Genomic DNA, 24,027 nt, shown 5'->3' with positions numbered 1-24,027 from the left:
CTGACACCAACCTGCCATCACCACCTTACAAGCCTGTGTAGCTCACCGGCCATCCTCGCCCGCTGGAGAAAAAAGTGTGCTGAAAAAGCTGGGTATCAAAGGCCGCGTGCTGCTGCTGACCGTCGTGCCGGCCATTCTCATGGCGACGCTGCTGGGGGGATATTTCACCTGGATGCAGCTGCACGACTTGCAGGAGCAATTGTTACAGCGCGGCGAAATGATTGCCGAGGAGCTTGCGCCTCTTGCCGCGCCAGCGCTGGACCGCGGTGACAGCGCCCTGCTTGAACGCATCGCAGTGGAGACGCTGGAAGAGAACGACGTACGTTCCGTATCGTTTCTCAGCGCAGACCGGGTGCCACTGGCTCATGCCGGGCCGAGCATGATCAACTCGCCTCCCGAGGGCAACAGCACAAAACTCCTGCAACGCACCGGCAACGATGCGACACGCTACTTGCTTCCGGTGCTCGGTCGCGAACGTCACCTGACCGGCGAAATCATCCCGAATGAAGCCGACCGCCTGCTGGGCTGGGTCGAAGTCGAGCTGACCCACAGCGGTACATTGCTGCGCGGTTATCGCAGCATGTTTTTCAGCCTGCTGCTGATTCTGGGCGGGATGGCCCTGACCGCAGTGCTCGCGCTGCGCATGAGCCGCACGATCAACGGCCCTATCAGCCTGATCAAACAAGCGGTTTCCCAACTCAAGGACGGTAATCTGGAAACCCGCCTGCCACCGCTGGGCAGCCTGGAACTGGATGAACTGGCTTCGGGCATTAACCGCATGGCCGCAACGCTACAAAACGCTCGGGAAGAATTGCAACACAGCATCGAACAAGCCACTGAAGACGTCCGGCAGAATCTGGAAACCATCGAAATCCAGAACATCGAACTGGATCTGGCGCGCAAAGAAGCGCTGGAAGCCAGCCGGATCAAATCCGAATTCCTGGCCAACATGAGCCATGAAATCCGCACGCCGCTCAATGGCATTCTTGGTTTTACCCATTTACTGCAGAAAAGCGATCTGACGCCGCGCCAGTACGATTACCTGAGCACCATCGAAAAATCGGCCGACAGCCTGCTGGGGATCATCAACGAAATTCTCGACTTCTCGAAGATCGAGGCCGGCAAACTGGTCCTCGATAATGTGCCGTTCAACCTGCGTGATCTGCTGCAGGACACACTGACCATTCTTGCCCCGGCTGCCCACGCCAAACAGCTGGAACTGGTCAGTCTGGTGTACCGAGACACGCCGTTGTCATTGCTCGGCGACCCGCTGCGCCTGAAGCAGATCATGACCAATCTGGTCAGCAACGCGATCAAGTTCACCCGGGAAGGCACTATCGTCGCCAGGGCCATGGTCGAAGACGAAAGCGAAGACAGCGCCCAGTTACGCATTAGCGTGGAGGACACTGGGATCGGCTTGTCCAGCCAGGACGTGCGCGCCTTGTTTCAGGCCTTCAGCCAGGCCGATAACTCGTTGTCCCGACAGCCGGGCGGTACCGGTCTGGGCCTGGTGATTTCCAAGCGGTTGATCGAGCAGATGGGGGGCGAGATTGGCGTCGACAGTGAGCCGGGCGAAGGTTCGGAGTTCTGGATCAGCCTGCGCCTGCCCAAAGCCCGTGACGATATCGAGGACGCGCCCGCCCTGCCGTTGCAGGGGCTGCGGGTCGCGGTAATGGAGCATCACGATCTGGCGCGGCAAGCCCTTGAGCATCAACTGGAAGACTGCGGCTTGCAGACACTGGTGTTCAACAACCTGGAAAACCTGCTCAACGGTGTCACCGCGGCGCATCAAACACCCGCAGCGATCAGCCTCGCCGTATTGGGTATCACCGCTCACGAGCTGCCGCCCGAGCGCCTGCGCCAGCACATCTGGGACCTGGAAAACCTCGACTGCAAAGTGCTGGTGCTGTGTCCGACCACCGAGCAGGCGTTGTTCCAGCTGGCGGTCCCGGACATCTACACCCAGTTGCAGGCCAAACCGGCCTGCACCCGCAAACTGCGCCGCGCCTTGTGCGAGCTGATCAGCCCGGTCGCCCAACGCAGCGATACCGCCGAACCGTTGTCCAGCCGTCCGCCACGTCTGCTGTGCGTGGACGACAACCCGGCCAACCTGCTGCTGGTGCAAACCCTGCTGGAAGACATGGGCGCCGAAGTGACTGCGGTGGACAGCGGCTATGCAGCGCTGCACGCGGTGAAGACCGAGACCTTCGATCTGGTGCTCATGGACGTGCAAATGCCCGGCATGGACGGGCGTCAGACCACTGAAGCAATCCGGGCCTGGGAGACCGAACGCCAGAGTTCGTCGCTGCCTATCGTCGCCCTGACCGCCCATGCCATGGCCAATGAAAAGCGCGCGCTGCTGCAGAGCGGCATGGACGATTACCTGACCAAGCCTATCAGTGAACGACAACTGGCCCAGGTGGTGCTCAAGTGGACCGGCCTGGCCCTGCGCAATCAGGCACCGGAGCGTCAAACCGAAAACACTCACCGCAGTGCCGACATGCATGTGCTTGATCACAGCGAAGGATTGAAACTGGCCGCAGGCAAACCTGATCTCGCCGCCGACATGCTGGCCATGTTGCTGGCATCACTGGAAGGCGACCGTGAAGCGATTCGCTCAGCCCGTGAAAGCGATGACCGGGAAGCCCTGCTCGAACGCGTCCATCGCCTGCACGGCGCAACCCGATACTGTGGAGTTCCGCAATTACGTGCTGCATGTCAACGCAGCGAAACGCTACTCAAGCAAAATGCACCGCAAGTCCACGATGCTCTGGACGAACTGGAATCAGCCATAAAACGCCTGGCTGATGAAGCGCGGGTGAGTGCCTGATCGAAGGGTTTGAGCCCACGGTCCATGGCACCGCGCTGGCTCGCGCCAAACATAGAACTGTAGGAGCGCGCTTGCCCGCGATTCGGTCTGTCAGTCGATGAATATATCGTCTGTGCTGGCGCAATCGCGGGCAATCTCGCTCCTACAGAAAAAGCATTTGAATTCAGTTAGTTATTTTATGTTTGACGGGAGCCGCCGAAGCTGCAAAGCAATATATCTGACACACCGCTTTCTCGGCCTTCGGCAGCGCCTACAAGATCCGGTATCTCTCCAACACTACAAGGAATCGTAGATGCGCACTCTGATCTTCAGCAGCCAGACTTACGACCGCGACAGCTTTCTTGCCGCGCGTCTGCCTGAATCGCTGCAACTGCACTTCCAGCCGGCTCGCCTGACAATGGAAACAGCCGCACTCGCGGACGGCCACGAAGTCGTGTGCGCGTTCATCAATGATGACCTCAGCGCGCCCGTACTTGAACGTCTGGCCGCCGGTGGCACTCGTTTGATTGCTCTGCGTTCGGCCGGCTACAACCATGTCGACCTGCCAACCGCGCAGAAACTGGGGATCAGCGTGGTGCGGGTACCCGCCTATTCACCGCATGCCGTGGCCGAACATGCCGTCGCGCTGATTCTGGCCCTCAACCGTCGCCTGCATCGCGCCTACAACCGCACCCGTGACGGCGATTTCAGCCTGCATGGCCTGACCGGCTTCGATCTGGTGGGCAAAACCGTCGGCATCGTCGGCACTGGGCAGATCGGCGCAACCTTCGCCAAAATCATGTCGGGTTTCGGGTGCGAGTTGCTCGCCTACGACCCCTTCCCCAATCCACACGTCGAAGCCCTGGGCGCCCGCTACCTGAGCCTCGAAGAATTGCTGCAACAGTCGCAGATCATCAGCCTGCACTGCCCGCTCACGCCGCAAACCCGACACCTGATCAATGCCCGGTCGCTGGCGACCATGCAGCGCGGTGCCATGTTGATCAACACAGGACGCGGCGCGCTGGTCGACACCCCGGCCCTGAGCGAAGCCTTGAAAAGCGGTCAGTTGGGTTATCTGGGGCTGGATGTCTACGAAGAAGAAGCGCTGCTGTTTTTCGAGGATCGCTCCGATCACCCGCTGCAAGATGACGTGCTTGCCCGCCTGCTGACCTTTCCCAATGTAATCGTGACCGCTCATCAGGCTTTTCTGACCCACGAAGCCCTGGGTGCTATCGCGCAGACCACGCTGGACAACATTCATGCCTGGTCCAGCGGTCAGCCGCAAAATCTCGTGGCAAGCTAGCGGGAAGAGAAATCCCACAACTGCGTGATAGGATGCGCGCAATTTGGAGGACCTCATGGCCGAACACGATTTTCGCTACAGCATGCTCAACCCGCAACACACCCTGACCGAGTGCCGCACCCTCGCACCGGGGCGCTATCAAGTGACTGGCAACGGCGGTTCGATTCACGACCGTGACGAACTGCTGGTGACCATCAAAGGCAGCAAAACCCTGCACATGCGCCTGCAGGTCGAGAAGGTCCGCCACCTGATCAACCCGCCCGGCCAATGGATTGCAGTCGCCAAAGGTCCGGTGTTCGACGAACTGGCCATCCACCAGTGGAAGGTCAATTGCGACAGTTGCGGTGTAGTGCTGGACTTCGAGTTCATGGTTGACGCCAAGGCTGGCGTTGCCGCACAGAAACCCGCCGCATCAGCACGCATTGCCGAGCTGGGCTGGAAATCCGAAGGTGAGAAGCACTTCTGCAAGAAGTGTCAGGAGAAAGCTGCATGAAACCGTTTGCCCTGTCAGCACTCGTCGGTGCTGCCTTGCTGGTCGGCTGCGCGGCTAAACCGCTGCCGATCAAGCATGACCAAAGCTACGTGCTGGAATGGATCGGCGAACGTCCGCTGATCGACAACAGTCACCTGACCATGACCCTGGGCGCCGATGGCCGCGCCTACGGCAATGCCGGCTGCAACCACTGGTTTGCGTCGTACACCCTGCAGGACGAGACCATCACGTTTGGTGCCGTCGGCAGCACCCGCAAAATGTGTGCCCCGGCCCTGATGGAGCAAGAGCAACGCTTCCTGCAAGCGGTTGGCAAAGTTCAGCGCTGGGACATCTCGCCCATCGACCAACTGCGCCTGTGGCCTGCGCAAGGCAAACCGTTGAGGTTCTGGGAAGAGGGTTGATCCCTGGGTTGCACCATTTCCGGTAGGAGCGAACTTGTTCGCGAGGCGGTGTATCTGAAGAACCGCGTCAGCCCTCTCGCCAACAAGTTGCCTTCTACCACAACAATCTGACACGGCAATGCCCGGTAGGAGCGAACTTGTTCGCGAGGCGGTTTGCCTGAATAACCGCATCAGCCCCTCTCGCCAACAAGTTGCCTCCTACCAGAACCGCCTGACACGCACTGATCGGTAGGAGCGAACTTGTTCGCGACGTGATGGTGCAGCCGATAGAGGTTTTTCCTGCCTATTAGATTTCACCCCTCCCCGCGCAGCGCCTTCAGCTTCGCCGTCACACCGGCTGCGGTCTGTTCGCCCAGCAACTGCGCACGCATCTTGCCCTTGTCGTCGATGATGTAGGTCACCGGTAGTGCCTCACTCGGCGGCAGGTCATATTGCGCAGCCGGGTCCTGAGCCAACACCGTGAACTTGATGCCCAGCGCATTGCTGGCGGTTTTCAGCTCTTCGCCCTGCAAGTTGTCGAAATTGACCCCAAGCACCGTCACCTTCTGGTCCTTGAGCTCTTCCGACAGGTGATTGAGCTCCGGGATTTCAACCCGGCACGGGCCGCACCATTCAGCCCAGTAATTGATCACCAGCCAATGCTTTTCGATACGCTCGCTGGCAACTTTCTGGCCGTTCTGGTCAGCCCCCAGATCCACGCCACACCCCGCCAGCAAGATACTGCCGACCAATGCCACTACCGCTGCCAATCGCCTCGCCATGTTGTTCCTCACTCCTGTCAAACAAAATGCAATTTTCAGAGTTGACCCAAATCCTGTAGGAGCTCACCGACAGCGTGCTGTCAGGGACGCCGGGACGACTCTCATCGAATACTTAAACCTGCGACCGATCACCGCTCGGTGTTTAGCCCAGGTCCTATGGCGGGTAGAATAGCCGCCACTTCATGCTGGATGCGACCTGCAAATGACCGACCTGACGCTTTATCACAACCCGCGCTGCTCCAAATCGCGCGGCGCGCTGGAACTGCTGCAAGCCCGAGGCCTGAGCCCGTCCATCGTGTTGTACCTGGAAACCCCGCCCGACGCCGGGCAATTGCGCGACGTTCTGAACAAGCTGGGCATCAGTGCCCGTCAACTGCTGCGCACCGGCGAAGACGATTACAAAACCCTCAACCTGGCCGACCAAAGCCTGAGCGACGACGCATTGATCGACGCCATGGTCGCGCACCCCAAACTCATCGAGCGGCCGATCCTGGTCGCCGGTGACAAGGCCGTCATCGGCCGCCCACCAGAAAACGTCCTGGAGCTTTTACCATGAGCACGCCGTACATCCTGGTCCTCTTTTACAGCCGCAACGGCTCAACCAGCGAAATGGCCCGGCAGATCGCCCGCGGTATCGAACTGGGCGGTATGGAAGCGCGCTTGCGTACCGTACCCGCGATTTCCACCGAATGCGAAGCCGTGGCGCCGAGCATCCCGGAAAGTGGCGCGCTGTTCGCCACACTGGATGACCTGAAAAACTGCGCGGGCCTGGCCCTTGGCAGCCCGACGCGGTTCGGCAACATGGCGGCACCGCTCAAGTACTTCCTCGACGGCACCAGCAACCTGTGGCTGACCGGCGCGCTGGTGGGCAAACCGGCCAGCGTGTTCACCTCCACCGCCAGCCTGCACGGCGGCCAGGAAACCACCTTGATGTCGATGCTACTGCCGTTGCTGCACCACGGCATGCTGATCACCGGCCTGCCTTACAGCGAATCTGCACTGGTGGAAACCAGTGGCGGCGGCACCCCCTATGGCGCCAGTCACCACGCCGGGCCTGACGGCAAGCGCCCGCTTGATCCGCACGAGACCCAACTGTGTCGCGCACTCGGTCAGCGTCTGGCGAAAACCGCCCTTCTGCTAGACCCGGCCCGTGGCTAAAAAGCCTAAAGTCCTGCCTGCGCTGGACTGGCTTGAGCCGAGAGTAAAAATCAGCCGCCTGATCAGCCTGAGCAGTTTTTTCGGGCTGATCGCGCTGCTGAGCATTTATTACCTGTGGATTGCCGACCTGCACGGCGCACGGCCATGGGTGATTCTGCTGATCGAGCTGGTGCCGTTGCTGTTGTTCGCACCGGACATCATCAGTGGCAGCCCCCGCGCTTATTCGTGGCTGTGTTTCGTGGTCAACCTGTATTTCATCAAAGGTGCGCTGGCAGCGTTCGATCCCAACCGTTCGCTGTTCGGCATCCTGGAGATGCTCGCCAGCCTCGGGGTATTTGTCAGCGCGCTGCTGTACATCAGATGGACTTTTCAGCGAAACCGTAAACTTGCGGGCGAAGGCCAAGTCTGAGGCTGTACGCATCATTTTCTGGAGCAGTAATGCACGATTACAAATGGCTGAATGAGTACTGCCTGAACCGCTTCGGCTCGGCCAAAGCCCTCGAAGCACATTTGCCGACACCCAAGACCGCTAAACAACTGCAAGCCATCGGCGACGACCGCTACCTGTCGACCATGGCCCTGCGGGTGTTCCGCGCCGGTTTGAAACACAGCCTGGTGGACGCCAAGTGGCCGACTTTCGAGGAAGTGTTCTACCGCTTCGATCCGGAAAAAGTCGTGCTCATGGGCGCCGACCATCTTGAGCGGCTGATGCAGGATGCGCGGATCATTCGCCACTTGGGCAAACTCAAAAGCGTGCCGCGCAATGCGCAACTGGTACTGGACATCGAAAAGGAACACGGCAGTTTCGGCAACTTCATCGCCCAATGGCCGGTGGATGACATCACCGGGCTCTGGCAGTACCTCGCCAAACACGGCAACCAGATGGGCGGACTGTCTGCGCCGCGCTTCCTGCGCATGGTGGGTAAAGACACCTTTATCCCGACCTGGGACGTGGTAGCCGCGCTCAACGCCCAGAAGATCGTCGACAAAGTCCCGACCAGCAAACGCGATCAGGCCATCGTCCAGCAAGTGTTCAACCAATGGCAAAGCGAAAGCGGCAGGCCGTTGTGCCAGCTGTCAGCGATGCTGGCGTTTACGGTGAATCACTGAGTCTACTAAATCTGTAGGAGCTGCCGCAGGCTGCGAATCGCGGAGTATCAGCCAATGCGCTTCGCAGCCTGCGGCAGCTCCTACAGAAACCGTCTTTAGACATTCACCACATTAACAAACCGCGATGCGGCGGTTTCGTCGATGCGCAGATTCGTGAAGTCGAACAGATTGCGGTCAGCCAGCTGTGACGGAATGACATTCTGCAGGCTGCGGAAAATGCTGTCGGTCCGACCCGGCGTCTTGCGCTCCCACTCCTGAAGCATGTCCTTGACCACCTGACGCTGCAGGTTTTCCTGAGAACCACACAGGTTGCACGGGATGATCGGGAAATTCCTGAAGTCGGAATAAGCCTGAATGTCCTTCTCATGGCAATACGCCAATGGCCGGATCACCACGTTGCGACCATCGTCGGCGCGCAGCTTGGGCGGCATGGCTTTCAGCGAGCCATTGAAGAACATATTCAGGAAAAACGTCTCGACGATGTCATCGCGATGATGCCCCAGCGCCATTTTCGTTGCGCCAATCTCGTCGGCAAAGGTGTACAGCGTGCCGCGACGCAGGCGTGAACACAGCGAACAGGTGGTCTTGCCTTCCGGGATCAGTTCCTTGACCACCGAGTATGTGTCTTTCTCGACGATGTGATACTCGATGCCCAGTGTTTCCAGATAGGCAGGCAGCACGTGCTCGGGGAAACCCGGCTGCTTCTGATCCATGTTCACGGCGACGATATCGAACTTGATCGGAGCGACCTTCTGAAAATGCATCAGCACATCAAGCATGGTGTAGCTGTCTTTGCCGCCAGACAGACAGACCATGACCTTGTCACCCTCTTCAATCATGTTGAAGTCGGCCACGGCTTCACCGGCCAGGCGACGCAGGCGTTTCTGCAGTTTGTTCTGATTGACTGAAAGGGTGCCCATGGCGCTGGTATCCGGTTGCAATGACAAGGAGAAAAGCCCGGCATTTTACGCATAAATACGGCGTGGGGCTAAAGCTTGCTGTTTACTGCCTGAGGGCATTAGCAGCGGCCTGTAGATCGCCAATTGCTCTAACCGGGTGCTTTTTGTACAGGTCAGGCTTCCTATACTGAAATCGAGGGCGGACGAGAAAGCAGTATTTTCAGGGATGTAAATCTATCGCCTGTACTGCTTCTTCCCGGCTAAAGACGGTTCCATGTCGTACATGAAAGGAAGGAGTACTCCACATGATCCATCACGTATGGGGATTGTTTGCCCATCCTGATCAGGAATGGCAGGACATCCGTGGCGAGGAAGAACAAAGCATCGGCCATCTATACCTCACGCATACCCTGATCCTGGCGGCAATCCCGGCGGTTTCGGCCTATATCGGGACCACGCAGATGGGCTGGGTAATTGGGGATCGAGCGCCGGTCATGCTGACCCACGAAAGCGCAATATGGATGACGATCATGTCGTACATCGCCATGCTCGCCGGTGTTGCGATCATGGGCGGCTTCATCCACTGGATGGCCCGCACCTACGATGCGACGCCTAGCCTGGCACGCTGCCTCGCCTTCGCGACTTACACGGCGACGCCGCTGTTCATCGGCGGTCTTGCTGCACTTTATCCACACATGTGGCTAGGCATGATGGTCGGCACGGCAGCCGTCTGCTACACGGTTTACCTGCTGTACGTCGGCGTGCCGACCTTCATGAAAATCCCGGCGGACGAAGGCTTCATGTTCTCAAGCTCCATACTTGCAGTGGGTCTGGTGGTGCTGGTGGCGATCATGGCGTTTACAGTGGTGCTGTGGGGCATTGGCGTTGGGCCGGAGTACTCCAACTGATGGTTCGCCGTTGAAATTGCATGTGACCGCAAATCCCGTGGGAGCGAATTCATTCGCGAAGGCGTTGGTTCTGGCGATATCAATGCGTCGACTGTGCTGGCCTCTTCGCGAATGAATTCGCTCCCACGGGAGACTACCGCGTCAGCCTGGACGACCATTCGGCAGCTTGGGTTTTCGATATCCAGGCCTTTTACGGCATACTCGGCGTCTCTGGAGACCCATGAAGCATGCTCGAGCCACTCAACACCCGTGTCGAAGTCTGTTACCAACAAGCCGAAGCCTTTTTCAAACGCCCTTTCACACGCCCGGTAGTCAGCCTCAAGCTGCGCGGCCAAAAAGCCGGTGTCGCGCATTTGCATGACAACATGCTGCGCTTCAACCCACAGCTGTACCGGGAAAACAGCGAAGACTTTTTACGCCAGACCGTCGCCCACGAAGTCGCGCACCTGATCGCCCACCAATTGTTCGGTGACCGCATCCAGCCCCACGGCGAGGAATGGCAACTGATCATGCGCGGCGTCTACGAACTGCCGCCCAACCGCTGCCACACCTACGCCGTCCAGCGCCGCAGCGTGACGCGCTACATATACCGCTGCCCGTGCCCTGGAAGCGAATTCCCGTTCTCGGCCCAACGTCACCAAATGGTCCGCAAAGGCCGCCGCTATTTATGCCGCAGCTGCCGCGAAACGCTGGTGTTCAGTGGTGAAACGCGGGTGGTTTGAGGTTCTACGCGATTGCGCAGAATCTGTGGGAGCGTGGCTTGCCCGCGATAAGGGCGACCCGGTATAAGCGGCAGACACATTCTGGCAAGCAATCCCACTCCCCTACTCGAGAGCCTGGTCTAGCTTTTGGGTCTCGCAAGGTAGAAAGGCAGTGGAATGCTATCAACCCATCAGTCTCGCCAGCTCCGCGTCGGCCGATACAGTGAAAGCGGTCGATTTTATCTAATCACGTCCAATACTCGAGATCGTCAGCCGATATTTGGCGATCTGAGGATAGGACGTCTTGTGGCCCGTCAGTTCATGGAAGCCGAGCGCGACGGTCTTGTCCAATCGCTGGCATGGGTAGTGATGCCTGACCATTTCCACTGGTTACTCGAACTGAAGAGTGGTTCATTGAGTCAGGCAGTCGGGCGTACAAAGTCCCTGACGTGCGCAGCAGTAAATGCTGCACAAGGGCGCACGGGTAGTATCTGGCAGCAAGGTTTTCATGACCGTGCCGTTCGACGTGATGAGGATCTCAAGGCGTTGGCGCGCTATGTCGTGATGAACCCGGTGCGCGCAGGCCTGGTCAAGCGTATTGGTAATTATCCTCTTTGGGACGCTGTCTGGATTTAGTTGCCCCTAAGACCGAGTCGTCCTTATCGCGGGCAAGCCACGCTCCCACATATTCCACGTCGTCGAATCAGCTTGCTAAAGATAGTGGCGGCTAGCCGCCAGCCCATAAAAAAACCCATCCGAAGATGGGTTTTTCAGTAACGCGGGCTGTGGTTAGACAGGCTTGCGCGTCGGGATCGGGCGGGTCAGTGGCTCTTCAGCCAGTTCAGCAACACCCAGATCATCTACTGGAGCGGTGTTGTCGATAGCACGACCACCGGAAGCCAGCTCGGTTTGCAGCTTGTCGGTGTCCAGCTCGCCGACCCACTTGGCAACCACGACGGTGGCAACAGCGTTACCTACCAGGTTGGTCAGGGCGCGGGCTTCGGACATGAAGCGGTCGATACCGAGGATCAGCGCCAGGCCGGCAACCGGCAGATGGCCGACAGCCGACAGGGTTGCAGCCAGTACGATAAAGCCGCTACCGGTCACGCCAGCAGCACCTTTGGACGACAGCAGCAGAACAAGCAGCAGGGTGATCTGATGGGTGATGTCCATGTGAGTGTTGGTCGCCTGAGCGATGAACACTGCAGCCATGGTCAGGTAGATCGACGTACCGTCCAGGTTGAACGAGTAGCCAGTGGGGATAACCAGACCTACTACCGACTTCTGTGCGCCCAGACGTTCCATCTTGATCAGCATGCGAGGCAGTGCCGATTCCGAGGAGGAAGTACCCAGTACGATCAACAGCTCTTCACGGATGTAGCGGATCAGCTTCAGCACGCTGAAGCCGTGAGCGCGGCAGATGCCACCCAGCACGATCAGTACGAACAATGCGCACGTGATGTAGAAGCAGATCATCAACTGGCCCAGTTGCACCAGCGAGCTCACACCGTAAGCACCGATGGTGAACGCCATGGCACCGAAGGCACCCAGAGGCGCGAGCTTCATGATCATGTTGATGATGTTGAACATCACGTGAGCGAAGCGATCGATGAAGTCCAGAACCGGCTTGCCGTAAGCACCCAGGCGATGCAGCGCGAAGCCGAAGATCACCGAGAACATCAGGACTTGCAGGATATCGCCGTTAGCGAAGGCACCGACGATGGTGTTCGGGATCACGTTAAGCAGGAAGCCAACGATGCTCTGGTCAGCGCCCGCTGTCACATAAGCAGCGATCTTGGAAGCATCCAGCGTGCTCACGTCGATGTTCATGCCGGCACCCGGCTGAACAACGTTGACCACAACCAGACCGATCAGCAGGGCGATGGTCGATACGATTTCGAAGTACAGCAGCGCGTAGCCGCCAGTCTTGCCCACCGACTTCATGTTCTGCATGCCAGCGATACCGCTAACCACAGTACAGAAGATGATCGGGGCAATGACCATTTTGATTAATTTGATGAAACCGTCGCCCAGCGGCTTGAGGGCCTTGCCGGTGTCAGGATAGAAGTGGCCGATAAGAATACCGATCACGATTGCTACGATGACCTGGAAATACAGGGATTTGTAAATCGGCTGACGAGTCGTCATGAAATCATCCTCAAGGGCGTTGTCGGCACCATTCATGTGATGCGCGCGACGCCTAACGAGCTAACCCTCCTGCAACTGGAGGGATTTGTTTTGTCGAGCTGCACGGGGCAGACCTCTCCCCTGTATCGCAAGGCTCGTGCCACTTTCACGAAACACGCTGAACAGCATGTAAACCGGTGTGTTGAAGTCTAGTTGGGGTTTGAGTATCCGCTCAGAGTGGCGGATTTCCGCCGATTAGCGGGAGAAATTCAGGAAGAGTGGCGGGTATCCGCCGATCCGCCACCATATCGCCACCCCATGGTTATAGACGATGGCCAGGATTTTGGAGGTGAATTAAATATCCGGATTAAAACCCTTTCTCTGTGGGAGCCGGGCTTGGTCTGGGCGGCATTCCGACGATGCATGAGACGCAGCTAGAAGCTCAGACCGCGTTGTCGTTTATCGCGAGCAAGCTCTGCCCCCACAAAGCTCAGCGCATACCCGTGGGAGCCGGGCTTGCCCGCGATGCATGAGACGCAGCTAGAAGCTCAGACCGCGTTATCGTTTATCGCGAGCAAGCTCTGCTCCCACAAAGCTCACCGCATACCGTGGGAGCCGGGCTTGCCCGCGATGCATGAGACGCAGCTAGAAGCTCAGACCGCGTCATCGTTTATCGCGAGCAAGCTCTGCTCCCACAAAGCTCAGCGCATACCCGTGGGAGCCGGGCTTGGTCTGGGCGGCATTCCGACGATGCATGAGACGCAGCTAGAAGCTCAGACCGCGTCATCGTTTATCGAGAGCAAGCTCTGCTCCCACAAAGCTCAGCGCATACCCGTGGGAGCCGGGCTTGCCCGCGATGCATGAGACGCAGCTAGAAGCTCAGACTGCGTTATCGTTTATCGCGAGCAAGCTCTGTTCCCACAAAGCTCAGCGCATACCCGTGGGAGCCGGGCTTGGTCTGGGCGGCATTCCGACGATGCATGAGACGCAGCTAGAAGCTCAGACCGCGTTATCGTTTATCGCGAGCAAGCTCTGCCCCCACAAAGGTCTTGCGATGTATCAGGGATATCGCGGAACAGCCAGGATCTACCCCGCGAAAAAATGAATCCTGAACACAGCCCCGCCCAGCGGGGAATCACCCAGGGTCAACCGCGCGTTGTAGCTTTCGATGATGTCTTTAACCACCGCCAGCCCGATGCCCTGACCCGGGTTCTGGCGGTCCAGACGTTCGCCACGCTGCAAAATACGTTCGCGCTGGTGTTCCGGCACGCCGGGGCCGTCGTCTTCAACGCATAACTCTTCCCCGGCTTCGGACGTCCGCAAGCTGACGCGAACCTGCCCCAGACACAGCCGATACGCGTTCTCCAGCAGGTTGCCGAGCATTTCCAGCAAGGCGCCCTCTTCCATCGGCACCACGCATTCGTCGGGCAGGTCCAGCGTCACCTTCACCTGTTTATCGCGGTAGACCTTCTCCAGCGTATTGCACAGGCTTTCCACAACCGGCCGGAGCCTGACGTGATGACGCACCAGCCCACTCTTGCGCAGGCTGGCCCGCTGCAGTTGATAGCCGATCTGCTGACTCATGCGCTCAATCTGGGATTGCAGAATGCGCGCCTGCTCGACATCTTCAGGTCGCTTGGCGATGTTTTCACTGACGCCCTGCAACACCGCCAGCGGGGTTTTGAGGCTGTGAGCCAAGTCGTCGAGGGAGTCGCGGTAACGAATCCGCTGCTCGCGCTCACTGCTCAGCAACCGGTTCAACGACCCGGTTAGACGCAACAGTTCGCTCGGATGATTTTCACTCAGGCTCTCGCGCTGGCCCGACTCCACCTGATCCAGCTCCTGACTCAAACCGCGCAAGGCACGCAGCCCCCAGGTCAGACCCAGCCACAGCAGCGCGAGCAATACCAGCAACGCCGCGCCAAACCCGAGATAAAGCTTTTGCCGCAGCTGAGTGACGGTTTCCTGATAACCGCGCACCGGTTGCAGCGCTACGATACTGAAGGCCGCATTACGGCCGCCGAGCAATCTGATTTCCACGTCATAGACGAAGAATTCTTCGCCGTTGGACTCTTTGATCGTGGTGAACTCACTGCCCTTGCCGTCGTAGCGCGGCTGGTAGTCGATGTATTCGTCTTCAGTAGCCAGCGAACGCCAGACCAGATCACCCTGACGGTTATAGATGTAGCCCAGCAAGCGCGAGCCGGGAAGATTGAACTGCTCACCGGGCAGCACGGATGGCATCAACAGACGGCCATTCTCGACTCTGGCGGCGGAAATCAAGGTGGTCACATCGGATGCCAGCCGCTGCTCGATGGAGCCGCGCAAGGCGAGGCTGAACGCGCCTTGCAAGGCGGGCAACATGAGTAGCATGAAAATCACTGCCAGGGTCGCTGCGCCAATCATCAGGCGCAGGTGCAGCGAACGAATCATGTGCAGCGCTCGTTGAACAGGTATCCCAGCCCGCGCACGGTTTCAATGGGTTTGAAGGCCACCGCACCTTCGATCTTGCGCCGCAGACGACCGACCAGAACCTCGATCACATTCGGATCGCGCTCTTCGTCATCGGGGTAGAGTTGCTCCATCAGGCGCTCTTTGGCCACCACCTGCTGATGGTGACGCATGAGGTATTCGAGAATCCGGTATTCGTAGGCGGTCAGCGGCAGCGGTTGCTCTTCCAGCGTGGCCTGTTTGCGGTTCAGGTCCAGCGATAATGGCCCGGCAATAATCGTCGAGTGGGTAAACCCGCTAGCCCGGCGCAGCAAGGCATTGAGGCGTGCTTCCAGCTCTTCGAACTGAAACGGCTTGACCACGTAATCATCAGCCCCGGCAGCCAGGCCTTCGACCTTGTCCTGCCAATTGCCACGGGCCGTCAAAATCAGGATCGGAAACGCCTTGCCGAGGGTGCGCAACTGACGAATCAGCTCCAGCCCGCTCATGCCCGGCAGCCCGAGGTCGATTACCGCCAGGTCATGGTTGAACTGGCCCACCTGGTAGAGCGCCTCTTCGGCGTTGGCGACCGACTCAACGATATGGCCAGCCTCGGTCAATCGGGTTTGCAAGTGATGACGCAACAGCGCCTCGTCCTCAACCACCAGCAACTTCATGCAGCTCTCCCGGGTGATGTTTCACGTTCTAAAATCAACTCCGCAGCCATGCCAAACAACTACAAACCACTGAATTGAAATACATTCTGAGCGCACGAGCAACGCGAGGCCGCGATTACGATTTATCAGGCAGACCGCTATCGCTGCCTCGTGTTGCTCGTGAGCGCCTACAGAGCTTTATTTGTGGCATTACAGCGCATCGCCTCGGACACGAGGTGTGACGCTCAAAGCAACTGCTGCACCGGCTTCCAATGCTGCGAACCGCCCTCTTCAGTATTAAGCGAGGCCACATGAGCCTGGTGCAGATCATAGTGCCCCGACAGCGTTTTCGGCGCGACCGGCACGCCATTGTATGTACCCGACAGGCTGTCATACGTTGCAGAATAATATAGCCGGTCGGCGCGGGGCCGGTCATCGACCTGCTCGCTCAACCCCTGACTCCAGACACCCTCACCCAGCGACCTGCCACTCTCGCCAAACCTGTCGACCCGTTCGCCACTTTTGTTCAGCGGTGCTCGGGAAACTTCATTGCCGCTGTCCGCCGCTTGCGCCGCAGCACTGCCGCCCAGAAAAGCCAAAGCCAGGAAAAACTTGTTGAGTGTCGTCATGGTGTAGTCCTCTTGCGCCGGGCGCTGTTCAGGTACGGCACCAGACTAGTCTGCGCGCCCTGAACCGGCCCTGAACACCCACTGAACCTGCGCTGAACAACTATCTACCGCACACATTAAAAAACACCCGCCACAATGCGTTAATCTTCCTACCCATTCCCAACCGCTATATAGAAGGTGTCGATCATGCGTTTATGGATTGCGTTGCTGATGATGGGGCTGGCCGGTGTCACTCAGGCGGCCATCAAGGCCGAACAGATCAACTATAAAAGCGCCGACGGCACCCCGCTGGTGGGTTATTACGCTTATGACGACGCCATCAAAGGCCAGCGTCCCGGCATCATCGTGGTTCATGAATGGTGGGGCCTGAACGATTACGCCAAGCGTCGCGCCCGTGACCTTGCAGCGCTGGGCTACAGCGCCATGGCTATCGATATGTACGGTGAAGGCAAGAACACCGAACACCCGAAAGACGCCATGGGCTTCATGCAGGCGGCGTTGAAAGACAGCGACGCGGCCAATAAGCGCTTCGATGCAGGTCTTGAGCAACTGAAGAAACAACCGCAGACCGATCCGAAGAAAATCGCCGCTATCGGCTACTGCTTCGGCGGCAAGATCGTTCTGGATGCGGCCCGTCGCGGCGAACCGCTGGCTGGCGTGGTCAGCTTCCACGGTGCATTGGTCACCAACACCCCCGCCAAGGCCGGTGGCGTGAAAGTCCCGATGCTGGTGGAGCACGGCGCTAAAGACAGCATGGTCACCCCGGAAAACGTCGCTGCCTTCAAAAAGGAAATGGACGACGCAGGTGCCGACTATAAATTCGTCAGCCTTGCCGACGCCAAACACGGCTTCACCAACCCCGACGCCGACCGCCTCAGCCACGGCGAACACGGCGGCCCGGACATCGGCTACAACAAAGCCGCTGACGAAAGCTCGTGGAAAGATATGCAGGCGTTTTTGAAGAAAGTGTTTGGCGCGTAAACCCGCCCTGGACGATTTTCTCCCTGTAGGAGCTCACCGAGGTTACGAGGCCAGCGATAGCGGAGTGTCAGATAAACCGCTTTCGCTGGCCTCGTAACCTCGGTGAGCTCCTACAGGTCCGGTGTATGCCGGACGGCAGCGTGTATCTGTTCGCTTCCCAGCACCGCATTCCCCCGGCAAAATGCCGCCCATGACTCAAAATCCTCACCTCCCCGCCTGTTGCCCCGCCCTCCATCACCATTGGCCCTTGCCCCATGCCTTGGCGAATGTGGCGTTGGTCAGCGGTCACTTCGATCCCAAACAACTCGCGGAGGGCGACTTCCAGCGTTGCGTCATCACGCCTCCGGCCAGCATCCAGCGCTCTGTCGCCAAACGGCAAACCGAATTTCTTGCAGGCCGTTTATGTGCCAGGGCGGCGCTGCAGCGTCTGGACGGTCGCAACTGGGTGCCGGACATCGGCGAAGATCGCGCGCCCATCTGGCCAGCCGACATCTGCGGTTCAATCACCCACAGCACCGGCTGGGCCGCGGCCATCGTCGCGAACAAACAGCATTGGCGCGGATTGGGTCTGGACACAGAAAACCTGCTCAGTCACGAGCGCGCCAGCCGTCTGGCCGGGGAAATCCTCACGCCGTGGGAAATGCAGCAGATGGCTGCCGGGCCTGCGGAGCAGATTGCTCTGCACGTGACGCTGACCTTCTCTATAAAAGAAGCGCTGTTCAAGGCCCTTTACCCCATCGTGCAGAAACGCTTCTATTTTGAAGACGCGCAACTGCTGCACTGGTCCACCGACGGTAAAGCCCGCTTGCGCCTGCTGACCGACCTGTCCGGCGAATGGCACAACGGCAAAGAGCTGGAAGGGCAATTCAGCGTGCAGGGCGAGCATGTGTTGAGTCTGGTGGCAGTGCCTGCGTGACCCGTTGCCCCGTCACACATTCACCACGGACCTGTGGGACCGACCGGGGTGGCGCTCCACTTCATTCGGGAAGGCGATATTCCGACGACAAAAATGCTGTGGATGTACCGGCCTCTTCGCGAATGAATTCGCTCCCACCAAATCGGTGTGTGCAGGCAGATATAAATTTCCCGCTACCCGGTATTGTCAGCCCGTCACTGCTCCTGTCGGGCAATGCTCACACCGCCCCACCCACGCCACTTGATGGCTCAAGCAACAACTGCGCCGCTGCCGGCGTGGCGGTTCGCCCACATAGCGAATGGCATTGAACAGTGGGTTACGTTGCCCGTCGCTCAAGGTCTTACTGCGCAATAGCGCATAACCCGCGTCCAGCGAGGTGTCGGTCAACGTGCCCAGTTGCACGAGGCAGCGCTCAAGGTAATCCCCGGCATTGCCCCACAGAACCGCCGCCGATACATCGCCCAGCCGACTGAGCGCATCAATGAAAGGATGCAGATTGTCATCCATCAGCCCTGAAAAACTCACAGGCTGACTCGCGCCAACGCCGAGGAATTTCAACGCAACCGGAACACCGCGCTTGTCCAGCGCCACAGCGATCTGATCCAGCTGCAACGGCCAGCACCAGCCCTGCACCAACCCCGCCACCACAACTGGTGGGATCACTTGCATGAAGTAATACTTGGACCACTGCGACACCAACACCTGTCGATGACTGGCCAGCAACTCAGCGCCATAGATATTCAGCAACAGCGCGTCCAGCGCCTCAGCCTGCAAAAGCTCCGGCAACGGCCTCACCGCCCGCGGATCGTCTTCAGCCAGCAGGCTCTGCCCGAAGCACTCAAGTGCGCCACTGAATAATGGGTGACTCATCAGGCTTCCTGATTGGGAAAAGGGAGTTCTCAACTTACGTAGGAGCTGCCGAAGGCTGCGAAACCGATGTGCCTGATACACCGCCTTCGCAGCCTTCGGCAGCGCCTACAGGAACAACATCTGCATTGAGGGAAGGACAGCCCTCAAAGCCACAACCCGAACAACTCTATCCATCATTTCCCCAAGCACACCACATGCCAAAACACCCTTGCCAAAGGCATTTTCTGTGATAGGGTTCGCGCCCTCAAAAATCAGCTGACTGCCGTAAAAAAACCTTGATAAGCCTCATAAGGGCGTCGGTCCAGTAGTTATGCGGCCTACACGCGATATGGAGCTTTCATACACCAATTACACACAGCTTTATCCACAGGTAGTGCGTTGCAATTGGTGTCCAAAACGCTTTATCTTGTAGCCCGGCTTCACGAACAACCCTACATGTAGGGTTTTACGTAAAAAACCCAACACAAGTCGAACAGGGATTTCAAGCATTTTTCTTACGTGTCGAGGGTTGAACCAAAGGCTAATTCATTAGCCCAAGCTGCGCCCCAGACACCCGAGCATGCATACCCTCTTCGACCGCAGCAAATTCAAGCGTTTGTTGCAATATTTAACAGGCACCATCCAACAGATTTCCCGAGGCAGCGAGCAACGATTTCGCTGCCTTTTTGACTTCAAAGCCAGGGACGGTGAAACCCGCCATCCCCATTCCGTTTTGAGGTCGTTACAGCCGGCGCTTTTGTCGACTGAATGCCTACAAACCGGATCGGTGGGTGCTGATTAGCACCCAAACAAACATAGAGAATGTGGAGACACCCATGCAAACAGACACAACTCGCGAGAACTCGCCGAACCCGGCGCCGCAGACAAGCCAGTCCCAACAGGATCTGTCCGCGACCGCTCCCGGCCAGCTGCGCGTGATCAAGCGTAACGGCACTGTCGTCGCCTACACCGATGACAAAATCACCGTCGCTATCACCAAAGCGTTTCTTGCAGTTGAGGGCGGCACTGCCGCTGCGTCTTCGCGTATCCACGACACCGTGGCCCGTCTGACCGAACAAGTCACCGCGACCTTCAAGCGTCGCATGCCTTCGGGCGGCACCATCCACATCGAAGAAATCCAGGACCAGGTTGAACTGGCCCTGATGCGTGCCGGCGAGCAGAAAGTCGCTCGCGACTACGTCATCTACCGTAACGAGCGCTCCAAAGAGCGTGCCGTTCGTGGCACCGACGCACCGGTCGACGCCCACCCTTCGATCCGCATCACCCGCGCCGACGGCAGCATTGCGCCGTTGGACATGGGTCGTCTGAACACCATCGTCACCGAAGCGTGCGAAGGTCTGGCTGAAGTCGACGCCAACCTGATCCAAAACGAAACCCTGAAAAACCTGTACGACGGCGTGGCGATGAAAGACGTCAACACCGCACTGGTGATGACCGCCCGTACCCTGGTTGAGCGCGAGCCGAACTACTCGTTCGTGACCGCCCGCCTGCTGATGGACACCCTGCGCGCTGAAGGCCTGAATTTCCTGGAAGTAGCCGAAAGCGCTACTCACCACGAAATGGCCGACCTGTATGCCAAGGCCCTGCCTTCGTACATCGCCAAAGGCATTCAGTTCGAATTGCTGAACCCGATCCTGGCCACCTTTGACCTGGAAAAACTCGGCAAGGCGATCAACCACGAGCGCGATCAGCAGTTCACCTACCTGGGCCTGCAAACCCTGTACGACCGTTACTTCATCCACAAGGACGGTATCCGTTTCGAACTGCCGCAGATCTTCTTCATGCGTGTGGCCATGGGCCTGGCAATCGAAGAGAAAGCCAAAGAAGACCGCGCCATCGAGTTCTACAACCTGTTGTCGTCCTTCGACTACATGGCGTCGACGCCTACACTGTTCAACGCCGGCACCCTGCGTCCGCAGCTGTCCAGCTGCTACCTGACCACCGTTCCGGATGACCTGTCGGGCATTTACCACGCCATCCACGACAACGCCATGCTGTCCAAATTCGCAGGCGGTCTGGGCAACGACTGGACTCCGGTTCGTGCGCTGGGCTCGTACATCAAAGGCACCAACGGCAAATCCCAAGGCGTTGTACCGTTCCTGAAAGTTGTGAACGACACCGCCGTAGCCGTTAACCAGGGTGGCAAGCGCAAAGGCGCTGTCTGTGCTTACCTGGAAACCTGGCACATGGACATCGAAGAGTTCATCGAGCTGCGCAAGAACACCGGTGATGACCGTCGTCGTACCCACGACATGAACACTGCCAACTGGATCCCTGACCTGTTCATGAAGCGTGTCTTCGATGACGGCAAATGGACCCTGTTCTCGCCATCTGAAGTACCGGACCTGCACGACCTGACCGGTAAAGCCTTCGAAGAGCGTTACGAGTACTACGAAGCCCTGAGCGAATACCCAGGCAAGATCAAGCTGTTCAAGACCATCCAGGCCAAAGACCTGTGGCGCAAGATGCTCTCGATGCTGTTCGAAACCGGCCACCCATGGCTGACCTTCAAAGACCCGTGCAACCTGCGTAGCCCGCAGCAACACGTGGGCGTGGTTCACAGCTCGAACCTGTGCACCGAGATCACCCTGAACACCAATAAGGACGAGATCGCAGTCTGCAACCTGGGCTCGATCAACCTGCCGAACCACATCGTCAACGGCAAACTGGACACCGATAAGCTCAAGCGCACCATCGACGTCGCCGTTCGCATGCTCGATAACGTTATCGACATCAACTACTACTCGGTGCCACAAGCGAAGAACTCCAACTTCCGTCACCGTCCAGTGGGCCTGGGCATCATGGGCTTCCAGGACGCGCTGTATCTGCAGCACATCCCTTACGGTTCCGACGCTGCTGTCGAGTTCGCCGACCGATCGATGGAAGCTGTCAGCTACTACGCGATCCAGGCCTCTTGCGACCTGGCCGACGAGCGCGGTGCCTACGAGACGTTCCAGGGTTCCCTGTGGTCCAAAGGCGTACTGCCGCTGGATTCGCAACAGATCCTGATCGAGCAGCGTGGCCAGAAGTACATCGACGTTGACCTGAACGAAACCCTGGACTGGGCGCCAGTACGTGCCCGTGTACAGAAAGGTATTCGTAACTCCAACATCATGGCCATCGCACCGACCGCGACCATCGCCAACATCACTGGCGTATCACAGTCGATCGAACCGACTTACCAGAATCTGTACGTGAAATCGAACCTCTCGGGCGAATTCACCGTGATCAACCCGTACCTGGTCCGCGACCTCAAAGCCCGCGACCTGTGGGACTCGGTCATGATCAATGACCTGAAGTACTACGACGGTTCGGTACAACAGATCGAGCGCATCCCGCAGGAACTCAAAGACCTGTACGCCACCGCGTTCGAAGTCGACACCAAGTGGATTGTCGATGCAGCAAGCCGTCGTCAGAAGTGGATCGACCAGGCTCAGTCCCTGAACCTGTACATCGCTGGTGCATCGGGCAAGAAACTGGACGTGACCTACCGCATGGCCTGGTACCGTGGTCTGAAAACCACTTACTACCTCCGTGCCCTGGCTGCGACCAGCACTGAGAAATCCACCGTCAACACCGGCAAGCTCAACGCAGTATCGAGCGGCGGCCACGGCCCGGACGACTCGGCGATCACCGCCCCACGTCCAACCGAAGCTGCACCGGCCGGTCCAGCACCAGTGCCTAAGGCCTGTGCGATCGACGAGCCGGATTGCGAGGCTTGCCAATAAGGCAATCTTGAAAGCTGGTCTCGCTCCCCCTCTGGAATGATATTCCTTGTGGGAGCGAGGCTTGCCCGCGATAAGGTCACCCTGCTGTAAGTACCGAAATACAAACCGGGAGCCTAAAACCCTCCCGGCTTCACCCCTCAAAACCGCTACCTGCACAGGTCGCCCGCGTAACCCCCTCTCCCTTGCTGTAAAAAAGCCTACTGCGCCAAACCCCATCGCAACAAAACAACCTGACACTAGACCCAATTAACCCCACCCCGGTAGGAGCGAATTCATTCGCGAAAGCGGTGGGTCAGACGCAGATTTTTTGCAGGGGAAATGCCTTCGCGAATGAATTCGCCCCTACCAAAAACAGTGCAGTCAGGTGTTAACGCTGTGAACACCCATCCCGGTAGGAGCGAATTCATTCGCGAAAGCGGTGCGTCAGACGCAGATTTTTTGCAGGGAAAATGCCTTCGCGAATGAATTCGCTCCCACCAAAAACAGTGCAGTCAGGTGTTAATGCTGTGAACACCCATCCCGGTGGGAGCGCATTCATTCGCAAAAGCGGTGCATCAGACGCAGATTTTTTGCAGGAGAAATGCCTTCGCGAATGAATTCGCTCCTACCAGAAACAGTGCAGGCAGGTGTTAACGCTGTGAACCCATCCCGGTAGGAGCGAATTCATTCGCGAAAGCGGTGCGTCAGACGCAGATTTTTTGCAGGAGAAATGCCTTCGCGAATGAATTCGCTCCTACCAGAAACAGTGCAGTCAGGTGTTAACGCTGTGAACACACATCCCGGTAGGAGCGAATTCATTCGCGAAAGCGGTGTGTCAGACGCAGATTTTTTGCAGGGAAAATACCTTCGCGAATGAATTCGCTCCTACCGAAAAACAGTGCAGTCAGGTGTTAACGCTGTGAACACCCATCCCGGTAGGAGCGAATTCATTCGCGAAAGCGGTGTGTCAGACACAGATTTTTTGCAGGAGAAATGCCTTCGCGAATGAATTCGCCCCTACCAAAAACAGTGCAGTCAGGTGTTAACGCTGTGAACACCCATCCCGGTGGGAGCGAATTCATTCGCGAAAGCGGTGTGTCAGACGCAGATTTTTTGCAGGGAAAATACCTTCGCGAATGAATTCGCTCCTACCGAAAAACAGTGCAGT

21 protein-coding genes are annotated in these 24,027 nt (G+C 58.1%); 14 read left to right on the top strand and 7 right to left on the bottom strand.

The window, feature by feature from the left end:
- Positions 1-76: 76 nt before the first annotated feature.
- The 4 genes from KDX30_RS03420 (at position 77) to KDX30_RS03405 (ending at position 5,006) form a co-directional block, all read left to right on the top strand.
- Positions 77-2,830 carry a response regulator gene (locus tag KDX30_RS03420; protein ID WP_231674969.1) on the top strand — a complete coding sequence of 918 codons (2,754 nt, stop codon included), beginning with the start codon at positions 77-79 and terminating at the stop codon, positions 2,828-2,830.
- 292 nt (positions 2,831-3,122) lie between these two features.
- The gene (locus KDX30_RS03415; protein ID WP_231674968.1) at positions 3,123-4,112 is read left to right on the top strand and encodes a 2-hydroxyacid dehydrogenase; all 990 of its coding nucleotides are present in this window, start codon (positions 3,123-3,125) and stop codon (positions 4,110-4,112) included.
- Positions 4,113-4,167: 55 nt separating this feature from the next.
- Entirely contained in the window at positions 4,168-4,605 is a 438-nt protein-coding gene (locus tag KDX30_RS03410) for a hypothetical protein (protein WP_027899236.1), read from the top strand.
- Positions 4,602-5,006 carry an META domain-containing protein gene (locus KDX30_RS03405; protein WP_099270636.1) on the top strand — a complete coding sequence of 135 codons (405 nt, stop codon included), beginning with the start codon at positions 4,602-4,604 and terminating at the stop codon, positions 5,004-5,006. Before KDX30_RS03410 ends, KDX30_RS03405 begins: the two co-directional genes overlap by 4 nt.
- 293 nt (positions 5,007-5,299) lie before the next feature.
- Here the strand turns inward: KDX30_RS03405 and KDX30_RS03400 are convergent, their stop codons facing one another.
- Positions 5,300-5,767, bottom strand: a complete 468-nt coding sequence (locus KDX30_RS03400; RefSeq protein WP_231674967.1) for a TlpA family protein disulfide reductase — start codon at positions 5,765-5,767, stop codon at positions 5,300-5,302.
- A 202-nt stretch (positions 5,768-5,969) separates the two neighbouring features.
- Between KDX30_RS03400 and arsC the strand changes: the two genes are divergently transcribed.
- The 4 genes from arsC to KDX30_RS03380 are packed head-to-tail and all read left to right on the top strand — an operon-like array spanning position 5,970 to position 8,035.
- Complete coding sequence (gene arsC / locus KDX30_RS03395; protein ID WP_027901857.1) at positions 5,970-6,323, top strand: arsenate reductase (glutaredoxin); 354 nt, start codon at positions 5,970-5,972, stop codon at positions 6,321-6,323.
- The gene (gene wrbA / locus KDX30_RS03390; protein ID WP_027901856.1) at positions 6,320-6,925 is read left to right on the top strand and encodes an NAD(P)H:quinone oxidoreductase; all 606 of its coding nucleotides are present in this window, start codon (positions 6,320-6,322) and stop codon (positions 6,923-6,925) included. The genes arsC and wrbA overlap by 4 nt, the downstream gene beginning before the upstream one ends.
- Complete coding sequence (locus tag KDX30_RS03385; protein ID WP_231674966.1) at positions 6,918-7,334, top strand: DUF2069 domain-containing protein; 417 nt, start codon at positions 6,918-6,920, stop codon at positions 7,332-7,334. The genes wrbA and KDX30_RS03385 overlap by 8 nt, the downstream gene beginning before the upstream one ends.
- 29 nt (positions 7,335-7,363) lie before the next feature.
- Positions 7,364-8,035, top strand: coding sequence for a DNA-3-methyladenine glycosylase I (locus tag KDX30_RS03380; protein WP_027901854.1), 672 nt, complete (start codon positions 7,364-7,366; stop codon positions 8,033-8,035).
- Positions 8,036-8,130: 95 nt separating this feature from the next.
- Here KDX30_RS03380 and ttcA read toward each other — a convergent pair whose 3' ends face one another.
- A complete protein-coding gene (gene ttcA, locus KDX30_RS03375) occupies positions 8,131-8,955 on the bottom strand; it encodes a tRNA 2-thiocytidine(32) synthetase TtcA (protein WP_099270640.1) in 825 nt (274 codons plus the stop codon).
- A gap of 284 nt (positions 8,956-9,239) precedes the next feature.
- Here ttcA and KDX30_RS03370 point away from each other — a divergent pair, with 284 nt between their 5' ends.
- From KDX30_RS03370 to KDX30_RS03360, 3 genes are all read left to right on the top strand, one after another.
- Positions 9,240-9,842, top strand: a complete 603-nt coding sequence (locus KDX30_RS03370) for a Yip1 family protein (protein WP_231674965.1) — start codon at positions 9,240-9,242, stop codon at positions 9,840-9,842.
- Positions 9,843-10,069: 227 nt separating this feature from the next.
- Complete coding sequence (locus KDX30_RS03365) at positions 10,070-10,564, top strand: SprT family zinc-dependent metalloprotease (RefSeq protein ID WP_027901851.1); 495 nt, start codon at positions 10,070-10,072, stop codon at positions 10,562-10,564.
- Between the two features lie 156 nt (positions 10,565-10,720).
- Positions 10,721-11,179: an REP-associated tyrosine transposase gene (locus KDX30_RS03360; RefSeq protein ID WP_122704244.1), complete on the top strand. Its 459-nt coding sequence runs from the start codon at positions 10,721-10,723 to the stop codon at positions 11,177-11,179.
- 153 nt (positions 11,180-11,332) lie between these two features.
- On the opposite strand, the gene KDX30_RS03355 is transcribed toward KDX30_RS03360, so the two are convergent.
- The 4 genes from KDX30_RS03355 to KDX30_RS03340 all read right to left on the bottom strand — a co-directional run bounded on the left by KDX30_RS03355 (position 11,333) and on the right by KDX30_RS03340 (position 16,385).
- Positions 11,333-12,691, bottom strand: coding sequence for a dicarboxylate/amino acid:cation symporter (locus KDX30_RS03355; protein WP_122707615.1), 1,359 nt, complete (start codon positions 12,689-12,691; stop codon positions 11,333-11,335).
- Between the two features lie 1,065 nt (positions 12,692-13,756).
- Positions 13,757-15,103: an ATP-binding protein gene (locus KDX30_RS03350; RefSeq protein ID WP_027901317.1), complete on the bottom strand. Its 1,347-nt coding sequence runs from the start codon at positions 15,101-15,103 to the stop codon at positions 13,757-13,759.
- Complete coding sequence (locus KDX30_RS03345; protein ID WP_095094996.1) at positions 15,100-15,777, bottom strand: response regulator transcription factor; 678 nt, start codon at positions 15,775-15,777, stop codon at positions 15,100-15,102. The genes KDX30_RS03350 and KDX30_RS03345 overlap by 4 nt, the downstream gene beginning before the upstream one ends.
- Before the next feature lie 224 nt (positions 15,778-16,001).
- Positions 16,002-16,385 (bottom strand): hypothetical protein, encoded by a 384-nt coding sequence (locus KDX30_RS03340; protein ID WP_231674964.1) that lies wholly within the window; start codon positions 16,383-16,385, stop codon positions 16,002-16,004.
- A 186-nt stretch (positions 16,386-16,571) separates the two neighbouring features.
- Here KDX30_RS03340 and KDX30_RS03335 point away from each other — a divergent pair, with 186 nt between their 5' ends.
- Both KDX30_RS03335 and KDX30_RS03330 read left to right on the top strand, forming a co-directional pair.
- On the top strand, positions 16,572-17,366 hold the full coding sequence (locus KDX30_RS03335) for a dienelactone hydrolase family protein (RefSeq protein WP_231674963.1): 795 nt from the start codon (positions 16,572-16,574) through the stop codon (positions 17,364-17,366).
- Between the two features lie 190 nt (positions 17,367-17,556).
- Positions 17,557-18,282, top strand: a complete 726-nt coding sequence (locus KDX30_RS03330) for a 4'-phosphopantetheinyl transferase family protein (RefSeq protein ID WP_231674962.1) — start codon at positions 17,557-17,559, stop codon at positions 18,280-18,282.
- Between the two features lie 186 nt (positions 18,283-18,468).
- On the opposite strand, the gene fhuF is transcribed toward KDX30_RS03330, so the two are convergent.
- Positions 18,469-19,152 (bottom strand): siderophore-iron reductase FhuF, encoded by a 684-nt coding sequence (gene fhuF / locus KDX30_RS03325; RefSeq protein ID WP_231674961.1) that lies wholly within the window; start codon positions 19,150-19,152, stop codon positions 18,469-18,471.
- A gap of 815 nt (positions 19,153-19,967) precedes the next feature.
- Between fhuF and KDX30_RS03320 the strand changes: the two genes are divergently transcribed.
- Positions 19,968-22,880: a ribonucleoside-diphosphate reductase subunit alpha gene (locus KDX30_RS03320; RefSeq protein WP_231674960.1), complete on the top strand. Its 2,913-nt coding sequence runs from the start codon at positions 19,968-19,970 to the stop codon at positions 22,878-22,880.
- The last annotated feature ends 1,147 nt before the right edge of the window (positions 22,881-24,027 follow it).

Origin of the sequence: Pseudomonas quasicaspiana (assembly GCF_021147825.1) — a bacterium.
In the GTDB taxonomy this organism is placed as follows: Bacteria; Pseudomonadota; Gammaproteobacteria; order Pseudomonadales; family Pseudomonadaceae; genus Aquipseudomonas; species Aquipseudomonas quasicaspiana.
Note: the sequence above shows the minus strand (reverse complement) of the source record. Positions and strands in the feature narration are given on the sequence as shown.

Coding starts and splice junctions, on each gene's coding strand:
- KDX30_RS03415 (WP_231674968.1), top strand. CDS start 3,123: ATGCGCACTCTGATCTTCAGCAGCCAGACTTACGACCGCGACAGCTTT.
- KDX30_RS03410 (WP_027899236.1), top strand. CDS start 4,168: ATGGCCGAACACGATTTTCGCTACAGCATGCTCAACCCGCAACACACC.
- KDX30_RS03405 (WP_099270636.1), top strand. CDS start 4,602: ATGAAACCGTTTGCCCTGTCAGCACTCGTCGGTGCTGCCTTGCTGGTC.
- KDX30_RS03400 (WP_231674967.1), bottom strand. CDS start 5,767: ATGGCGAGGCGATTGGCAGCGGTAGTGGCATTGGTCGGCAGTATCTTG.
- arsC (WP_027901857.1), top strand. CDS start 5,970: ATGACCGACCTGACGCTTTATCACAACCCGCGCTGCTCCAAATCGCGC.
- wrbA (WP_027901856.1), top strand. CDS start 6,320: ATGAGCACGCCGTACATCCTGGTCCTCTTTTACAGCCGCAACGGCTCA.
- KDX30_RS03380 (WP_027901854.1), top strand. CDS start 7,364: ATGCACGATTACAAATGGCTGAATGAGTACTGCCTGAACCGCTTCGGC.
- ttcA (WP_099270640.1), bottom strand. CDS start 8,955: ATGGGCACCCTTTCAGTCAATCAGAACAAACTGCAGAAACGCCTGCGT.
- KDX30_RS03370 (WP_231674965.1), top strand. CDS start 9,240: ATGATCCATCACGTATGGGGATTGTTTGCCCATCCTGATCAGGAATGG.
- KDX30_RS03365 (WP_027901851.1), top strand. CDS start 10,070: ATGCTCGAGCCACTCAACACCCGTGTCGAAGTCTGTTACCAACAAGCC.
- KDX30_RS03360 (WP_122704244.1), top strand. CDS start 10,721: ATGCTATCAACCCATCAGTCTCGCCAGCTCCGCGTCGGCCGATACAGT.
- KDX30_RS03355 (WP_122707615.1), bottom strand. CDS start 12,691: ATGACGACTCGTCAGCCGATTTACAAATCCCTGTATTTCCAGGTCATC.
- KDX30_RS03350 (WP_027901317.1), bottom strand. CDS start 15,103: ATGATTCGTTCGCTGCACCTGCGCCTGATGATTGGCGCAGCGACCCTG.
- KDX30_RS03345 (WP_095094996.1), bottom strand. CDS start 15,777: ATGAAGTTGCTGGTGGTTGAGGACGAGGCGCTGTTGCGTCATCACTTG.
- KDX30_RS03340 (WP_231674964.1), bottom strand. CDS start 16,385: ATGACGACACTCAACAAGTTTTTCCTGGCTTTGGCTTTTCTGGGCGGC.
- KDX30_RS03335 (WP_231674963.1), top strand. CDS start 16,572: ATGCGTTTATGGATTGCGTTGCTGATGATGGGGCTGGCCGGTGTCACT.
- KDX30_RS03330 (WP_231674962.1), top strand. CDS start 17,557: ATGACTCAAAATCCTCACCTCCCCGCCTGTTGCCCCGCCCTCCATCAC.
- fhuF (WP_231674961.1), bottom strand. CDS start 19,152: ATGAGTCACCCATTATTCAGTGGCGCACTTGAGTGCTTCGGGCAGAGC.
- KDX30_RS03320 (WP_231674960.1), top strand. CDS start 19,968: ATGCAAACAGACACAACTCGCGAGAACTCGCCGAACCCGGCGCCGCAG.